This is a genomic window from Escherichia sp. MOD1-EC6021 (assembly GCF_002965245.1).
GTDB classification, from domain to species: domain Bacteria; phylum Pseudomonadota; class Gammaproteobacteria; order Enterobacterales; family Enterobacteriaceae; genus Escherichia; species Escherichia coli_F.
This window is the reverse complement of the sequence record NZ_PTRU01000006.1, coordinates 104,015-120,410: the sequence shown is the minus strand read 5'-3', so window position 1 is coordinate 120,410 and position 16,396 is coordinate 104,015. Positions and strand designations below refer to the sequence as shown.

The 16,396-nt window shown below is 52.0% G+C and carries 14 protein-coding genes and 1 other annotated feature; of the genes, 6 read left to right on the top strand and 8 right to left on the bottom strand.

Annotated elements, in window-relative coordinates; all coding sequences use genetic code 11:
• The first annotated feature begins 31 nt into the window (after nucleotides 1–31).
• From ybaK to BEB54_RS09285, 3 genes are all read left to right on the top strand, one after another.
• Entirely contained in the window at nucleotides 32–511 is a 480-nt protein-coding gene (gene ybaK, locus BEB54_RS09295; RefSeq protein WP_000186628.1) for a Cys-tRNA(Pro)/Cys-tRNA(Cys) deacylase YbaK, read from the top strand.
• A gap of 167 nt (nucleotides 512–678) precedes the next feature.
• Nucleotides 679–1,335: a DUF6896 domain-containing protein gene (locus BEB54_RS09290; RefSeq protein ID WP_174633656.1), complete on the top strand. Its 657-nt coding sequence runs from the start codon at nucleotides 679–681 to the stop codon at nucleotides 1,333–1,335.
• On the top strand, nucleotides 1,332–1,835 hold the full coding sequence (locus BEB54_RS09285; protein WP_105277210.1) for a hypothetical protein: 504 nt from the start codon (nucleotides 1,332–1,334) through the stop codon (nucleotides 1,833–1,835). Before BEB54_RS09290 ends, BEB54_RS09285 begins: the two co-directional genes overlap by 4 nt.
• A gap of 37 nt (nucleotides 1,836–1,872) precedes the next feature.
• Here BEB54_RS09285 and ushA read toward each other — a convergent pair whose 3' ends face one another.
• Nucleotides 1,873–3,525, bottom strand: a complete 1,653-nt coding sequence (ushA, locus tag BEB54_RS09280) for a bifunctional UDP-sugar hydrolase/5'-nucleotidase (protein WP_105277209.1) — start codon at nucleotides 3,523–3,525, stop codon at nucleotides 1,873–1,875.
• 217 nt (nucleotides 3,526–3,742) lie between these two features.
• Between ushA and fsr the strand changes: the two genes are divergently transcribed.
• Nucleotides 3,743–4,963, top strand: coding sequence for a fosmidomycin MFS transporter (gene fsr / locus BEB54_RS09275; RefSeq protein ID WP_001251634.1), 1,221 nt, complete (start codon nucleotides 3,743–3,745; stop codon nucleotides 4,961–4,963).
• Nucleotides 4,964–5,200: 237 nt separating this feature from the next.
• Entirely contained in the window at nucleotides 5,201–6,877 is a 1,677-nt protein-coding gene (ybaL, locus tag BEB54_RS09270; protein WP_000546224.1) for a YbaL family putative K(+) efflux transporter, read from the top strand.
• A gap of 208 nt (nucleotides 6,878–7,085) precedes the next feature.
• Here ybaL and gsk read toward each other — a convergent pair whose 3' ends face one another.
• Nucleotides 7,086–8,390: an inosine/guanosine kinase gene (gsk, locus tag BEB54_RS09265; protein ID WP_000671574.1), complete on the bottom strand. Its 1,305-nt coding sequence runs from the start codon at nucleotides 8,388–8,390 to the stop codon at nucleotides 7,086–7,088.
• A gap of 151 nt (nucleotides 8,391–8,541) precedes the next feature.
• Here gsk and aes point away from each other — a divergent pair, with 151 nt between their 5' ends.
• Complete coding sequence (gene aes / locus BEB54_RS09260) at nucleotides 8,542–9,501, top strand: acetyl esterase (protein WP_105277208.1); 960 nt, start codon at nucleotides 8,542–8,544, stop codon at nucleotides 9,499–9,501.
• Here the strand turns inward: aes and hemH are convergent.
• From hemH to dnaX, 6 genes are all read right to left on the bottom strand, one after another.
• On the bottom strand, nucleotides 9,498–10,460 hold the full coding sequence (hemH, locus tag BEB54_RS09255) for a ferrochelatase (protein ID WP_001250117.1): 963 nt from the start codon (nucleotides 10,458–10,460) through the stop codon (nucleotides 9,498–9,500). The genes aes and hemH overlap by 4 nt on opposite strands.
• A gap of 131 nt (nucleotides 10,461–10,591) precedes the next feature.
• Nucleotides 10,592–11,236 (bottom strand): adenylate kinase, encoded by a 645-nt coding sequence (adk, locus tag BEB54_RS09250; RefSeq protein ID WP_001220233.1) that lies wholly within the window; start codon nucleotides 11,234–11,236, stop codon nucleotides 10,592–10,594.
• Nucleotides 11,237–11,416: 180 nt separating this feature from the next.
• Nucleotides 11,417–13,291 (bottom strand): molecular chaperone HtpG, encoded by a 1,875-nt coding sequence (htpG, locus tag BEB54_RS09240; protein ID WP_000678208.1) that lies wholly within the window; start codon nucleotides 13,289–13,291, stop codon nucleotides 11,417–11,419.
• A 109-nt stretch (nucleotides 13,292–13,400) separates the two neighbouring features.
• A complete protein-coding gene (gene recR, locus BEB54_RS09235; RefSeq protein ID WP_001195025.1) occupies nucleotides 13,401–14,006 on the bottom strand; it encodes a recombination mediator RecR in 606 nt (201 codons plus the stop codon).
• Nucleotides 14,006–14,335 (bottom strand): YbaB/EbfC family nucleoid-associated protein, encoded by a 330-nt coding sequence (locus tag BEB54_RS09230; RefSeq protein WP_000467098.1) that lies wholly within the window; start codon nucleotides 14,333–14,335, stop codon nucleotides 14,006–14,008. The genes recR and BEB54_RS09230 overlap by 1 nt, the downstream gene beginning before the upstream one ends.
• Nucleotides 14,336–14,387: 52 nt before the next feature.
• Nucleotides 14,388–16,319 (bottom strand): DNA polymerase III subunit gamma/tau, encoded by a 1,932-nt coding sequence (dnaX, locus tag BEB54_RS09225; RefSeq protein ID WP_032183490.1) that lies wholly within the window; start codon nucleotides 16,317–16,319, stop codon nucleotides 14,388–14,390.
• Nucleotides 14,991–15,055, bottom strand: a sequence feature (DnaX frameshifting element). (Overlaps the previous gene by 65 nt.)
• Nucleotides 16,320–16,396 lie beyond the last annotated feature (77 nt).

Sequence of the window (16,396 nt, the reverse complement as noted above, 5' to 3'; positions counted from 1 at the left end):
TCGTTTTTTTGTTTAAGGCAGGAAAATTACCATGACACCCGCAGTTAAATTACTCGAAAAAAACAAGATTTCGTTTCAAATCCACACCTACGAGCACGATCCGGCTGAAACCAATTTTGGCGATGAAGTCGTCAAAAAATTAGGTTTGAATCCGGATCAGGTCTACAAAACGCTGCTGGTGGCAGTGAACGGTGATATGAAGCACCTTGCCGTGGCCGTTACGCCGGTCGCCGGTCAACTGGATCTTAAAAAAGTAGCAAAGGCGTTGGGTGCCAAGAAAGTTGAGATGGCCGATCCGATGGTTGCGCAGCGTTCGACGGGGTATCTGGTTGGGGGGATTAGCCCACTGGGGCAGAAAAAACGCCTGCCGACGATTATCGACGCCCCCGCGCAAGAGTTTGCCACTATTTTTGTTTCTGGCGGCAAGCGCGGGCTGGACATCGAACTGGCGGCAAGCGACCTGGCGAAGATCCTTGATGCCAAATTTGCTGATATCGCTCGTCGCGATTAAGTGATGCACACGGAAGATGAGATGTGGAAAGGATTACAGAGACATTAAGTATCGCTTGTGCAGATGAGATACCGGATATCGCCTTACTTCGGCAAACATTAAGAGAGAAGGTATTACATCTGCATTTTGCCAGCGAAGCAGAGAGGTATCGTGAGGAATTCGGGCTGGTGCTGAAAGCACAGCTCGATGAATTTGTTGTTGGCATGCATTCTGCCGACCCGGTTATCAGGATCGCCAGATTAATATCGCTTGAAGAGATTAACCGCCATCAGGATTTTTTCGAACACTGCGCGAAAGAATATCGTAAGCTGGCGACAGAGCTTATATTTGCATTGGCTGAACAACTGAATGTTGAGATGGCGGAAAATAACCCGCTAGTTACCTTTGCCCCCTTCAAATGCAACCGTAAGCGAAAAGGCAAAATGGGAAAGTGGCAGTATTGTTTTCACGGTTTTCATTGTGCATTTGAGAATAAAAAAACAGAGCAAAATATTGAAGTTCCCCTCGCCTACGGCTTTGATTTCGGCGATCTGGACCCGTATTTTTTTTCCGGATTTATCAAATCGACCCCCGCCTGGCAGCCTCTGCCAGTGGCTATTTACGATGATTACCACGACGGTAGCAGGATCATTCAACAACTGCTGGCGCTGGGAAAGTTACAAAAAATCCCTTCACCGATCCCACAATACACGGGTGTTGCTGCGGTAGATTGGTCCAATGTCGACATCGCAAGTTTTCGCTCAACACTGGAGAGTCGCCTGCACCGATGTAAATTACGCTGGCTTTTGAAGCATGTAAAAAATTCACAAAGGAGCGAAAGATGAAATTTGACCATCTTGTTGATATTAGCTTCCACAATTTTGTCTTTAACGGAAAATTCGATTTTGTCGAACTGGGGCAAACAATGGCATGGTTGGAACAAAACTTTGTTGAGCCGGACTCTAAAAATGATATGGGAAATGGTTTTTATATCTGGCTATTTGGTAATGTTGAGTTTCATTTCGAAAACAACAAGCTATATATGATTTGGTGCGATTATCTGAGCCAAATCCATTTGGGCAAAGCGATCCGATTTGATAAAGGAATATTGAATAACGTCACTGAGTTGAACGTTACGCGTGTATTTAACATGCTTGTTAACGAAGGCGCTGATCTGCAAATCCACCGTCAATCGCCCCATACACTATTAATCCACGTCAATCGCTCAGGCGTGACACTTTGGTTTGAAGCAGATGAAGAACAGCCCGGTGAACCGCAGAATTATATGCTGATGGCATTTGGTTTGACACATCGCGATTACGATGCAAGATTTCAATATTCATAAATGGCGGCGTCATATCATGACGCCGCGACGGGGTTCATTACTGCCAGCTCACCTCACCTTTCGGTTCATAGACACTCACATCCAGCGGCGAGTTTTTCTGGATATACGCTTTCAGCACTTCAGCATCAATAAAGCCGGTATTCACATAGCCCGGTTTGTTATCCAGACGCGGATAGCCATCACCGCCAGTGGCATTGAAGTTTAATGTCGCCATACGGTAAGTTTTCGCCGGATCGACCGGTTCGCCTTTGATTTTCAGGTCGTTCAGTTTGCCGTCTTTCGCCACAAAGCTAACGTTGGCAAATTGCGGATAGGCACCAGAATCAGGCTTCATTTGTGCGACGGCGGTCAGGTAATCAATCACCTCTTTACCGGTCATGTCGGCATACACCACCACATTGCCGAATGGCTGCACTTTCAGCACATTTTTATAGCTGATATCACCTGTTTCGATAGAATCACGAATTCCGCCTCCGCTCATCACCGCAAAGTCGGCACCAGTGCGATCCATTTGTGCTGCCAGAATCAACCGCCCCATATTGGTCTGTACAAAACGCACTTTGCTGCGGTCGCCTTCCAGACGACCATTGTTTTCGCCTATTTTCACTTCCAGCTGCGCTTTGCCTTTGTTCTGGAACGGCGATAACAGCGAAATCATTTGCTGGTTTTCGGCGATTTCAGGGGTGTAAAGCACACGCTCGCTTTTCCCGTCTTCCCAGGTCACTTTCTTCTTCAGGTTTACCGGAATCAACTGGTAGTTGACCATTTTCATTTCGCCGTTGCGAAACTCAAAGTCGGCCCGACCTACGTACTTGCCCCACTCATGCGCCTGTACAATCCAGATGCCATTTTGTTGATCCGGTTTGCATGGCGTACCAGGAACGTAATCGACCTGTTTTTTATTTTCTGCCGCCATACAGACTGGATCTTGCGAGTGACCTCCGACGATCATCGCCAGCGATCCGGCAGGCAGCGCGCGTGCCATTTCCACATCGCCCGCTGCGTTAGAGCCGTGCTCACCATTGTCGTAATGCCCCATATGGGTCGCCGCGATAATAATGTCTGGCTTTTCTGTCTGTTGCAGCTCCTGAATCACCAGCTTCGCTTCATCGGCGGGTTTACGGAACTCAATATCGGTGAAGTTTTCTGGGTTGCCTAACTTCGCTGTGTCATCCGTCGTCAGGCCAATAACGGCAATTTTCAGATCCTGACGCTTAAACAGCGCCCATGGTTTAAACAGGCGCTCGCCGGTACTTTTCTGGTAGATATTGGCGGAAAGCAACGGGAACTTAGCCCACTTTTCCTGCTGGCGTAATACGGTGAGCGGGTTATCAAATTCATGATTACCGATCGCCATTGCATCATAGCCCACCAGATTCATACCGCGAAAATCAGGTTCGGCATCCTGTAAGTCGGACTCGGGCACGCCAGTATTAATGTCGCCACCGGAAAGTAGCAGCACGCTACCACCTTCAGCCGCAACCTCTTTGCGAATACCGTCCACCAGCGTTTTTTGCGCCGCAAGACCATATTCGCCATATTCATTACGCCAGAAATGACCATGATGATCATTGGTATGCAGAACTGTAATTTTGTAGGTTTTATCCTGCTCATAAGCCAGAGCAGTTTCACTCGCCAGTGTAAATGTGGTTAACAGTGCTAACGCCACGCCCCGCTGCAATAATTTCATACTTCTCTCCCTGATCAGATTTCAACGTGTTGAAAAATAGTATGACGCGACATCATAGACAAGTCTGCGTCCGGTGAAGATAAATCTGCATCCAGATTAGAAATTCTGTATTCAGCGTTGAGACTTCCTTCAGGCGGCGCATACAGGTATGTTAGTCGGGTAATAATCACAAATAAGATCATTCTTTACATCGCAACCCTGAAAAAGTGACTTTCCTATGGCAATGAGTGAACAAACCCAGCCAGTGGCTGGCGCTGCTGCGTCAACGACCAAGGCCCGAACATCATTTGGTATTTTAGGTGCTATCAGCCTCTCACATCTGCTGAACGACATGATCCAATCGCTGATTCTGGCGATTTATCCCCTGCTTCAGTCAGAATTTTCTCTGACATTTATGCAAATTGGCATGATAACCCTCACCTTCCAGCTCGCCTCTTCACTATTGCAACCGGTGGTCGGCTACTGGACGGATAAATATCCGATGCCGTGGTCGTTGCCGATTGGCATGTGCTTTACCTTAAGCGGTCTGGTGCTGCTGGCGCTGGCGGGCAGTTTTGGCGCAGTTCTGCTGGCGGCGGCGTTGGTCGGCACTGGTTCGTCGGTCTTTCATCCGGAATCCTCACGCGTGGCCCGAATGGCGTCTGGTGGCCGTCATGGCCTGGCGCAATCTATCTTTCAGGTCGGCGGCAACTTTGGCAGTTCCCTGGGGCCCTTGCTGGCAGCGGTGATTATCGCGCCTTATGGCAAAGGCAACGTTGCCTGGTTTGTGCTTGCAGCACTGCTGGCAATCGTGGTGCTGGCGCAAATCAGCCGTTGGTACTCGGCACAGCACCGAATGAATAAAGGAAAACCAAAAGCGACGATTATCAATCCACTGCCGCGCAACAAAGTGGTACTGGCGGTCAGCATTCTGTTAATCCTGATTTTCTCGAAATATTTCTATATGGCGAGCATCAGCAGCTATTACACCTTTTATCTGATGCAAAAATTCGGATTATCTATCCAGAATGCCCAGCTTCATCTGTTTGCATTCCTGTTTGCCGTTGCGGCAGGTACGGTGATCGGCGGGCCTGTAGGGGATAAAATTGGACGGAAATATGTGATTTGGGGCTCTATCCTCGGCGTTGCGCCGTTTACGCTGATTTTACCCTACGCCAGCCTGCACTGGACGGGGGTTTTAACGGTGATTATTGGATTTATCCTCGCTTCGGCATTCTCTGCCATTCTGGTCTACGCTCAGGAGCTGCTTCCGGGACGTATCGGTATGGTTTCTGGACTCTTTTTCGGTTTTGCTTTCGGCATGGGGGGTCTGGGAGCGGCAGTTCTGGGGCTTATCGCCGACCACACCAGCATCGAGTTAGTCTATAAAATCTGTGCTTTCCTGCCACTATTGGGTATGTTGACCATATTCCTGCCTGATAACCGGCATAAAGACTGATTTCATTGCAGCCAAAGGCAAACTTTGGCTGCATCGTTTTACAGTCGCCATAAGCCTTTCCTCTGTTAAACCGCCTTCTGTTTTCCGATCCGTGCTTTTTTTGCAGCTAATTCCATTTTTCTGCAAAATTCAACAATTATTCATAAACATCATCAATGAAATTGTCATAAACTATTACCTGTAATTTTGGTTTTCCCGGCCAAAAATGGACAATAACCACCAGGAAAAGGAGACGGAATGCATCACGCCACCCCGCTTATCACCACCATTGTTGGCGGCCTTGTGCTCGCCTTTATCCTCGGCATGCTGGCCAATAAACTACGTATTTCTCCTCTGGTGGGATATCTGTTAGCGGGTGTGCTGGCAGGACCATTCACTCCGGGCTTTGTTGCCGATACCAAGCTTGCGCCGGAACTGGCGGAGCTGGGCGTTATTCTGCTGATGTTCGGCGTCGGTTTGCACTTTTCGCTGAAGGATTTGATGGCGGTAAAGGCCATCGCCATTCCCGGCGCGATCGCCCAGATAGCCGTGGCGACGCTGCTGGGTATGGCGCTCTCCGCCGTGCTGGGCTGGTCGTTAATGACCGGTATCGTGTTCGGTTTATGTCTTTCCACCGCCAGTACCGTGGTGTTACTGCGCGCACTTGAAGAACGGCAATTAATAGACAGCCAGCGTGGGCAAATCGCCATCGGTTGGTTGATTGTGGAAGACCTGGTCATGGTTCTGACGCTGGTATTGCTGCCCGCAGTAGCAGGAATGATGGAACAGGGTGATGTGGGCTTTGCCACTCTTGCAGTCGATATGGGGATCACCATCGGCAAGGTGATCGCATTTATCGCCATTATGATGCTGGTAGGTCGCCGTCTGGTGCCGTGGATTATGGCACGCAGCGCAGCAACCGGTTCCCGCGAGCTGTTTACCCTGTCGGTGCTGGCGCTGGCGTTAGGGATTGCCTTTGGTGCGGTAGAGCTGTTTGATGTCTCCTTCGCACTCGGTGCGTTCTTTGCCGGGATGGTACTGAACGAGTCTGAACTGAGTCACCGTGCTGCCCACGATACGCTGCCATTGCGCGACGCGTTTGCGGTGCTGTTTTTTGTCTCCGTCGGAATGCTGTTTGATCCGTTAATTCTGATTCAGCAACCACTGGCGGTGCTAGCGACGCTGGCGATTATTCTGTTTGGTAAGTCATTAGCCGCGTTTTTCCTGGTGCGACTGTTTGGTCACTCTCAACGTACGGCATTAACTATCGCCGCCAGCCTGGCACAAATTGGTGAGTTCGCTTTTATCCTGGCGGGGCTGGGGATGGCGCTGGATCTGCTGCCGCAGGCCGGGCAGAACCTGGTGCTGGCAGGGGCAATCCTGTCGATTATGCTTAACCCGGTGCTGTTCGCGCTGCTGGAGAAATATCTGGCGAAGACCGAAACGCTGGAAGAGCAGACGCTGGAAGAGGCAATCGAAGAAGAGAAGCAGATCCCAGTGGATATTTGCAACCATGCGCTACTCGTTGGCTATGGTCGTGTAGGCAGCCTGCTGGGTGAGAAATTGCTCGCCTCTGATATTCCTTTAGTGGTGATTGAGACGTCACGTACTCGCGTCGATGAACTGCGCGAGCGCGGGGTCCGGGCGGTATTAGGCAACGCGGCGAATGAAGAAATTATGCAACTAGCGCATCTGGAATGCGCAAAATGGCTGATCCTGACGATTCCCAATGGTTACGAAGCAGGCGAGATTGTGGCGTCTGCTCGCGCGAAAAACCCGGATATTGAGATTATCGCCCGCGCCCATTATGACGACGAGGTAGCATATATTACCGAGCGCGGGGCGAATCAGGTGGTAATGGGCGAGCGTGAAATCGCCCGTACTATGCTGGAACTGCTGGAAACGCCACCGGCGGGTGAAGTGGTGACGGGGTAAGACATTGATTCCATTGCCGGATGCGATGCTGGCGCATCTTATCCGGCCTACAGGTGCCACCTTCCGAAGGTCGGATAAGGCGTTTATGTCGCATCCGACTGTCATTGCCGGATGCGATGTTGACACATCTTATCCAGCCTACAGGTGCCATCTTCCGCTGGTCGGATAAAGCGTTTACACCGCATCCGACAGTCATCAGTCCGATAACTTAACGATCCCAGTAAGACTCTTCCAGGCTGTCTTCACGCTCCGGCAAGCCGCGCGTTAAACGAGGTGAATGCTGGTTCAGTACCTGATAGCTCACACGGTTAGCATATTTACACACCTGCGCTAATGACGAATACGTTAACCAGGTGAATTTATGTTTGCTGGAGTTTGGTACGTTGCTACGGTGGTAGCTGTTGGCGGTAATGTCATGCAGCAATGCTGCCAGTGCGCCATCCCCCGCTCCGTTAGTGTTCATGATTTTTTCCGGCCCGCCCATGTACGGCGCAATGTGCGAATAGACACGCAACGGATTCTGACAATCCTTGTGGCGCATGGCGCGGCTAAACTCATACTGGTTAAATTCCGCTATAGCGCCCGGCAGCAGCGGATGCTGGGTTTTACGTTTCGCTTCGTCTTCAGTAAAGCCCGCCATATACAAGCCGATTGGCCCGGCGGTGCACAGCACCAGATCAACCCAGTCCAGCGCCTTGTCAGATGCCAACAACGGATCGCTTTCTCCGGTCAACGCTTCGGCCTCATCTTCGTTCATCGCAAGGATAGAGACGTGATCTTTGAGGAATTGCTGCCACCACTGCGGATTCTCGGCAATGACAAACTTGGTACCCAGTGTCAGTACCACCGGTACGTTATATTTCTTCGCATACTCAATGGCTTTCATGGTTGCTTCCGGCATCGGTTCACCCGGCTTGCAGCGCACCAGATAAGAGGTGAGAACCAGCGCCGAGGCTCCGGCAATCACATCTTCCGGGATGCTTTCCGCCCTCAGCTGGTTCATATGTCCAGGGCTGATAGCAAAGGTACGTTCCCCGGACTCGCCAATCAGCGTAAAGCAACGACCAATCGGGCCATCCACGCCTTGTAGATAGTTAAGATCGGTACGGCTGGAGGTGTTACACAGGTAACGATAGGCATAGCTGCCAATTTCAATATTGCTGCACATGACGCCCAGCAGCACCGAACGGTCGTCCGCTAGCACCGAGTAGTTATGCATGGTGTTACCAATAGTGCCACCCGCAAACTGATGGGTAATCAGGTTTTTCTGTTTCAGCTCCTGATAAAGTGCTTCGGCAACATCATCCTCAATCACCAGTGAATGCCCGGCGCTTAATCCATAACGCTCAATGAACTCATCATCCACTTTCGCTTCAATATCGACCAGCGTTTGATCGATACCCACTACCCAGGCAGCGCTGGTTTCGTTTTCTGGCTGGAATTGCTGAAGCAGCGGATCGCGTGCGTTTACGGGAAAATAATGTTTGGATTTACGTTTGCCGGGAAATTTCATGGTTGTTTTTACGGGTGGTTAACTGAGCGGCGAATGTTAACACAATCTGACGGGAGCGCGCGAGACGCAGCCAGTTTCAATATCAGCAGGCGGGATCGCATTTTCATGGCAGTGGTTCCTTACAATGGCGTCATTTGAAAGGAGTTTTTGCATGAAGCCGGAAAACAAATTACCCGTTCTGGACCTTATTTCTGCTGAAATGAAGACCGTTGTGAATACTCTTCAGCCGGATTTACCGCCCTGGCCCGCAACGGGAACGATTGCAGAGCAACGTCAGTATTACACGCTTGAGCGCCGATTCTGGAATGCTGGCGCTCCAGAAATGGCAACCAGCGCTTACATGGTTCCCACACCTTATGGTCAGGTCGAGACTCGCCTCTACTCACCCAAAAGTCACAGCCCGGCGACACTATTTTATCTGCATGGTGGTGGTTTTATTCTCGGCAATCTTGATACCCACGATCGGATTATGCGACTGCTGGCAAATTACACCCAATGTACAGTGATTGGTATTGCTTACACTCTTTCGCCGGAAGCACGTTTTCCGCAGGCAATAGAGGAAATTGTGGCTGCCTGTTGCCACTTCCACCAGCAGGCAGAGGATTATCAAATCAATATGTCACGCATTGGTTTTGCCGGTGATTCTGCAGGCGCAATGCTGGCGCTCGCCAGTGCGTTGTGGTTACGTGATAAACAGATAGATTGCGGTGAAGTTGCGGGCGTTTTGCTGTGGTATGGGCTTTACGGATTACGGGATTCCGTGACTCGTCGTCTGTTGGGCGGTGTCTGGGATGGCTTAACGCAACAGGATTTACAGATGTATGAAGAGGCGTATTTAAGCAACGACGCGGACCGCGAGTCGCCGTATTACTGCCTGTTTAATAATGATCTCACTCGCGAAGTTCCGCCCTGTTTTATTGCCGGGGCGGAGTTCGATCCGCTGCTGGATGACAGCCGTCTGCTTTACCAGACGTTAGCGGCGCATCAGCAGCCCTGTGAGTTCAAACTCTACCCAGGCACGTTACACGCCTTTTTGCATTATTCACGGATGATGAAAGCCGCCGACGAGGCTCTTCGCGACGGCGCTCAGTTCTTTACCGCTCAGCTTTAGCGATACGCGGCAACAAGATTAGCCATCATTTCGATATGTTCCGGTGTGGCATTAAGCGCCGGAATATATTCGTATTTTTTCCCGCCCGCACCGAGGAAGACCTCACGGTTTTGCTCGGCAATCTCTTCCAGCGTCTCCAGACAATCTGCAGCAAAGCCCGGGCACATCACCTGAATATGACCTACGCCTTTTTCTCCGAGCATTTTCAGCGTTTCGTCGGTATAAGGCATCAGCCAGGGTTCCCGCCCAAAGCGCGACTGAAAGGTCATCATCACTTTTTCCGGTGCCATCCCCAGTGCGGAAGCCAGTTCGCGAGTCGTTGTGCGGCAACGTTGCGGATAATCATCGCCTTCATCTGCATAACGCTGGGGAATGCCATGATAAGAGAGCAGCAGCAGATCCGGTTCGCCATGTTTGGCAAAAGAAGCACGTACGCTGTTCGCCAGTGCATTAATGTAATCGTGGTTATCGGCGTAATCACGAATAAACGATATCCCCGGAATGCTACGTTTGCGCGCCAGAATGCGTGCCAGTTCATCCCATACCGCACCGACCGTTGAACAGGAGTATTGCGGATAAAGCGGCAGCACCACAATATGATCTACATGCTCTGCCAGGAGTTCATCTACGGCGCTTTCCAGTGATGGCGAGCCGTAGCTCATTCCCAGCGCTACGGGCGTCTCCGGTAAACGTTGTGCCAGCGCCTGCTGTTGCTGGCGGCTGTAAACCATCAGCGGCGAGCCACCTTCCATCCAGACAGAGGCATACAACTTCGCCACACGCGGCGAGCGCAGCGGCAAAATCACGCCGCGCAGCAACGGCCACCACAACAGCCGTGAGGTATCAACCACGCGTCTGTCGCTTAAAAATTGTTTCAGGTAGCGTTTTACCGCTTCAGGAGTGGGGGCATCGGGTGTACCCAGGTTTGCCAGCAGAATACCGGTTTTAGTTTGACGCATTACCGCCTCTTATCGATTCAACTTGTTGATAATTGTAGCGGAAAAGTGAAGAAGAAGAACTAATTGCTGTGAGAGGTTTTGCCTGAGGAGGATGAGCAGACCTGCCCGAAAGCAGATCTGCTGCGGCTTAATTAGCCGAGGATCTTTTCCAGATCAGCGCGAACTTCAGCAACCGGTTTGGTGCCGTCAACTTTCGCGTATTTGGTGTTACCCGCTTCCGCTTCTTTGGAGTAGTAGCCGATCAGCGGTGCAGTCATCTGATGGTATTCAACCAGACGTTTACGCACGGTTTCTTCCTGATCGTCTTTACGGGTAGTCAGTTCTTCACCGGTAACGTCGTCTTTGCCTTCTACTTTCGGCGGATTGAATTTAACGTGATATACACGACCAGACGGCGCGTGAACGCGGCGGCCTACGATACGGTCAACAATCAGTTCGTCCGGTACGTCGAATTCCAGAACGTAATCAACGTTGATGCCCGCTTCTTTCATCGCGTCTGCCTGCGGAATGGTACGCGGGAAGCCATCCAACAGGAAACCATTACGGCAGTCTTCCTGAGCAATACGCTCTTTAACCAGCGCGATCACCAGCTCGTCGGTAACCAATTTGCCAGCATCCATAATGTCTTTTGCTTGTTTACCCAGCTCGGAGCCAGATTTGACCGCAGCACGCAGCATATCGCCAGTGGAGATTTGCGGAATACCATATTTCTCCATGATGAACTGAGCCTGAGTCCCTTTCCCCGCGCCCGGAGCGCCAAGCAGAATGATACGCATTGCGAAAATCCCCTTAAAATGTGTCGAATTTTTTGAAAAAGCGATAAACGATACCACCAACAAGCGATTGCCTCAAGAAAGGCACCTGGGGCTGAAACGGTTAATGGCGAGATAATTTGCGGAAAGGACAGATGATGAAAAGAAAAATGCCGGATGACACGAGGGTCATCCGGCATTATATCAGGAAACCAGCAGCTGGTTCATACGGCGAATAAACAGGTTCGGATCTTCCAGCGTACCGCGCTCTGCCAGCAGCGCCTGATCCAGCAGCAGTTCTACCCACTCGCTGAACTTGGCTTCATCTTCGGTATCTGCCGCACGTTTCACCAGTACGTGATCCGGATTCAGTTCGAAGATGTATTTCACTTCCGGCACTTTTTGGCCCGCTGCGGCAAACAGTTTCGCCATCTGAGTGCTCATTTCGTCCGCGTCGGTCGAAACGATCGCTGGCGTATCGGTCAGACGGTGAGTCAGACGGACATCTTTCACGCGCTCGCCGAGCAGGGCTTTCACACGGTCGATGAACGGAGTCAGTGCTTTCTCCGCTTCTTTCGCGCTCTCATCAACTTCGTCAGCCAGTTTTTCCAGCGACTCGTCAACTTTAGACACAGACTGGAACGGTTTACCGTCGAACTCAGTCAGATAGTTCATCATCCACTCATCGATGCGGTCGGAAAGCAGCAGAACTTCGATGCCTTTCTTACGCAGCAGTTCCAGGTGCGGGCTGCTCTTCGCTGCCGCATAGCTGTCTGCGGTGATGTAGTAGATTTTCTCCTGCCCTTCTTTCATGCGGGAAACGTAGTCTTCCAGAGACACGGTCTGCGCAGAAGAGTCGGTATAGGTAGAAGCAAAACGCAGCAGTTTGGCGATCGCTTCCTGGTTAGCGAAATCTTCCGCCGGACCTTCTTTCAGTACCAGGCCAAACTGTTGCCAGAAGGTCTGGTATTTTTCCGCGTCGTCTTTCGCCAGTTTTTCCAGCATTTGCAGCACACGCTTGGTCAGCGCATTGCGCAGGTTACGCGTTACCGTGCTGTCCTGGAGGATTTCACGGGAAACATTCAGCGGCAGATCGCTGGAGTCAATCAGACCACGCACGAAGCGCAGATAGTTCGGCATGAACTGTTCTGCGTCGTCCATGATGAACACACGCTGAACATACAGTTTCAGGCCGTGTTTATGATCGCGGTTCCACATATCCCACGGTGCCTGCGACGGAATATACAGCAGGCTGGTGTACTCCTGCTTACCTTCAACGCGGTTGTGGCTCCAGGTCAGCGGATCGTTAAAGTCGTGGGCGATGTGTTTGTAGAACTCTTTGTACTCTTCGTCGGTGATTTCCGACTTGTTACGGGTCCACAGCGCCTGCGCTTTGTTGATTTTCTCCCAGGAGATAACGGTTTCGCCGTCTTTCTCTTCGCGTTTTTCGATCTCTACCGGCAGCGCGATATGGTCGGAGTATTTGCTGATGATGGAACGCACGCGCCAGTCATCGAGGAACTCGTCTTCGCCTTCACGCAGATGCAGGGTGATTTCAGTACCACGATCTTCTTTGGTGATGTCGGCAACGGTATATTCACCTTCGCCAGCCGATTCCCAGAAGACGCCGTTTTCTGGTTTTTCGCCTGCCGCGCGAGTACGCACGGTCACTTTGTCGGCCACGATAAACGCAGAGTAGAAACCAACACCAAACTGACCGATCAGTTGGCTGTCTTTCGCCTGGTCAGAACCCAGGGATTCGAGGAATGATTTGGTGCCGGATTTAGCGATAGTCCCCAGATGGTCAATCACTTCGTCGCGGGTCATCCCCACGCCGTTATCGGAGATGGTAAGCGTGCGCTTGTCTTTATCGAAAGAGACACGAACGCGCAGTTCGCCATCACCTTCGTACAGGTCCGGGTTAGAGAGCGCGCGGAAACGCAGCTTGTCCGCCGCATCGGAGGCGTTAGAGATAAGCTCACGCAGGAAGATTTCTTTATTGGAATAGAGAGAATGGATCATCAGGTGCAGAAGCTGTTTCACTTCTGACTGAAAACCACGAGTTTCTTGTCCTTTCATGTAGGTCTACCTCAATAATGCCATTTTAAGGTTAAAAACAGGATGAGGGAGAGATGGGGACAAGGGAGAATAATTTCAAGCGAGAGCAGGTGATCCTACTCTCGTTTGCTTAAAAACGAATCTTATGACGCCCGGCAAGGGAGTGTGACAGCGTGGTGCCATCGACCATTTCCAGCTCGCCGCCAACCGGTACGCCATGAGCGATTCGGCTGGCTTCCACGTCATATTGTGCGCAAAGCTCGGCAATGTAGTTAGCGGTAGCTTCACCTTCAACCGTGGGGTTGGTGGCGAGGATCACTTCAGTGATTTTTTCCTCTGCCAGACGCTGTTCCAGACGATCAAGGCCGATATCATCCGGACCGATGCCGTCCAGCGGTGACAGATGTCCCATCAACACAAAATAACGACCTGAAAACTGCCCCGTCTGCTCAATGGCATAAATGTCCGCCGGACTCTCCACCACGCAGATTTGACCGTTTTCCTGACGACGCGGATTCGAACAGATGTTACAGACTTCCTGTTCGGTGAAAGTGCGGCAATCGGCGCAGTGGCCGATTTCCGACATCGCCCGGGTGAGCGCCTGCGCCAGACGCATCCCGCCGCTACGATCGCGCTGAAGCAGCGTGAACGCCATACGCTGCGCCGACTTCGGGCCAACGCCCGGCAGACAGCGCAGTGCTTCCATAAGCTGTGTTAACAGCGGGCTGGTTTGCATCAGAACGGCATCTTAAAGCCAGGCGGCAGCTGCATTCCGGAGGAAACAGAGGCCATTTTTTCTTTCTGCGTTTCTTCGATACGACGTGCTGCGTCGTTGAATGCTGCAGCCACCAGATCTTCCAGCATCTCTTTGTCGTCTTCCAGCAGGCTCGGGTCGATCTCTACGCGACGGCAGTTGTGTGCACCGTTGATGGTCACTTTTACCAGACCTGCGCCAGATTCGCCGGTCACTTCCAGCTGCGCGATCTCTTCCTGCATTTTCTGCATTTTTTCTTGCATCTGCTGGGCTTGCTTCATCAGGTTACCCAGACCGCCTTTACCAAACATAGGTTTCTCTCTCAATCACGTTAAGGATGACGAACGTAAGCTGTGCTTACGATCAAATGGGGCGGATACTTTCTTCATCCAGCTCCGCATCGAAGAACCGACGCAGGGTCTGAATATTATTATCCGCAATAATGGACTCGCGCGCCTGCGCAAGTTTTTCTTCGTATATCGCCTGACGCCATTCCAGCGGCGTGCGCACCGCGGGATTATCATCTTCAACGATAGTCAGTTCAACCGTTGAACCTTTTAACGTGCTCAACGCTTCAGCCAGTTTTTGCTGTGCACCGCGGTTGTTTAAATGCCGCTGAGAGGAGCGCAAATGCAGGCATATTGCGTTGTCGCTCTCCTCTTTCCAGGCATTTAACGCCACCTGTTCGACCAGTTTTGGTAGCGAAAGTTGGCTCACCTGTGCCGCCCAAGGATCGCGCTCAATGGCTTCTGCCGCCAGCTTTGCCGCCAGTTCCGGCGTTTTTTCATGTTCCAGCGCTTTTTTCAGCGCCTTCGGCGTGGCGACCACTTCTTTTTGCTGCATCACTGGAGTGGTCGCCTTCCAGCGATACGCTTCTTTTTTGGCTGGTGCTTTTTCCAGCGCCGATGGCACCGGACGCGCCTGAACGCGATCGGTGACCGAAGCCAGTCTTTCCAGCGCAGCGTTATTCACCGGCCGCGCGCGGGTAGCGGCTGCCGGTTCACTCTTTTTTGCTTTGGTTGCTCCCTGTGCGCGCTGCAGTTGTTGGCGCGCCGCCAGCACCTGGCTGGTGGTTTCTGAGAGCGGTACAGTCGGTGCCTGCTGCGGAGCTGATTGCGGTTGCGGCGGCACCTGGGTTGGCGTCATTACTGCCGTTGGCGCGACGGGCGCAAAAGACTGGCGTGGCACTTCTGGCTCAGGCAGCGGCATACGCGGATGAAACGCCAGTGCGCGCAACAGCGTCATCTCAACGCCCATGCGGCGGTCCGGCGCATACGGTAATTCTTTGCGACCAATCAACAGCGTTTGATAGTAAAGCTGAATATCCGTCGGCGGTATGGTGCGCGCCAGTTCACGCATCCGCAGCTCGATGGCGGCCATGTCGTTGCCCAGCGCAGCAGGGGAAAGTTGCACCATTGCAATGCGGTGCAACAGGCCGAGCATTTCTACCAGCAACGCTTCCCACTCAATACCACGAGCGGCGGCTTCATTAATCAGCGACATTACACGCTCGCCGTTGGCTTCAACCATCGCTTCAACCAGCGACAGCGCCTGATCGTCGTCAAGCGTACCCAGCATCGCACTGACCGCCTGGGTTGAAACCTGGCCGTCACCGCTGGCAATTGCCTGGTCGGTTAAACTTAGGGCATCTCGCAAGCTGCCTTCAGCGGCGCGCGCCAGCAGTTGCAGCGCCCGCGGCTCGTGAGCGATATGTTCTTCGTTGAGGATGTGCTCAAGCTGATGGCGAATTTGCTCGACATCCAGCGCCTTGAGATGAAATTGCAGGCAGCGTGACAAAATCGTCACCGGCAATTTCTGCGGATCGGTCGTCGCCAGCAGAAACTTGACGTGCTCCGGCGGTTCTTCAAGGGTTTTTAACAGTGCGTTAAAGCTGTGGCGCGACAGCATATGCACTTCGTCGATCAGATAAACTTTAAAACGACCACGCGCTGGCGCGTACTGGACGTTATCCAGCAGGTCGCGGGTATCTTCGACTTTGGTGCGCGAGGCGGCGTCGATTTCAATCAGATCGACAAAGCGCCCCTGCTCAATTTCACGACAGTTATCGCACACGCCGCACGGCGTCGCGGTAATGCCGGTTTCGCAGTTTAGCCCCTTCGCCAGCAGTCGGGCGATAGAGGTTTTTCCGACGCCACGGGTGCCGGAAAAAAGATAAGCATGATGAATACGCCCTAACGACAAGCCGTTCGCCAGTGCGGTCAGCACATGTTCCTGGCCGACGACGTCAGCAAAGGTTTGTGGGCGCCATTTTCGGGCTAAGACCTGATAACTCATTGGCAGGCTCTGAAACGCTGGAAGGTGGATTCACGAAGGGGTAATGCTAACACAGCCCCGTCAGAACGGCGAGGCTG

Bases quoted from the DNA above. Each gene is read 5' to 3' on its own strand.
- ybaK (WP_000186628.1), top strand. From the start codon at position 32: ATGACACCCGCAGTTAAATTACTCGAAAAAAACAAGATTTCGTTTCAA.
- BEB54_RS09285 (WP_105277210.1), top strand. From the start codon at position 1,332: ATGAAATTTGACCATCTTGTTGATATTAGCTTCCACAATTTTGTCTTT.
- ushA (WP_105277209.1), bottom strand. From the start codon at position 3,525: ATGAAATTATTGCAGCGGGGCGTGGCGTTAGCACTGTTAACCACATTT.
- fsr (WP_001251634.1), top strand. From the start codon at position 3,743: ATGGCAATGAGTGAACAAACCCAGCCAGTGGCTGGCGCTGCTGCGTCA.
- ybaL (WP_000546224.1), top strand. From the start codon at position 5,201: ATGCATCACGCCACCCCGCTTATCACCACCATTGTTGGCGGCCTTGTG.
- gsk (WP_000671574.1), bottom strand. From the start codon at position 8,390: ATGAAATTTCCCGGCAAACGTAAATCCAAACATTATTTTCCCGTAAAC.
- aes (WP_105277208.1), top strand. From the start codon at position 8,542: ATGAAGCCGGAAAACAAATTACCCGTTCTGGACCTTATTTCTGCTGAA.
- hemH (WP_001250117.1), bottom strand. From the start codon at position 10,460: ATGCGTCAAACTAAAACCGGTATTCTGCTGGCAAACCTGGGTACACCC.
- adk (WP_001220233.1), bottom strand. From the start codon at position 11,236: ATGCGTATCATTCTGCTTGGCGCTCCGGGCGCGGGGAAAGGGACTCAG.
- htpG (WP_000678208.1), bottom strand. From the start codon at position 13,291: ATGAAAGGACAAGAAACTCGTGGTTTTCAGTCAGAAGTGAAACAGCTT.
- recR (WP_001195025.1), bottom strand. From the start codon at position 14,006: ATGCAAACCAGCCCGCTGTTAACACAGCTTATGGAAGCACTGCGCTGT.
- BEB54_RS09230 (WP_000467098.1), bottom strand. From the start codon at position 14,335: ATGTTTGGTAAAGGCGGTCTGGGTAACCTGATGAAGCAAGCCCAGCAG.
- dnaX (WP_032183490.1), bottom strand. From the start codon at position 16,319: ATGAGTTATCAGGTCTTAGCCCGAAAATGGCGCCCACAAACCTTTGCT.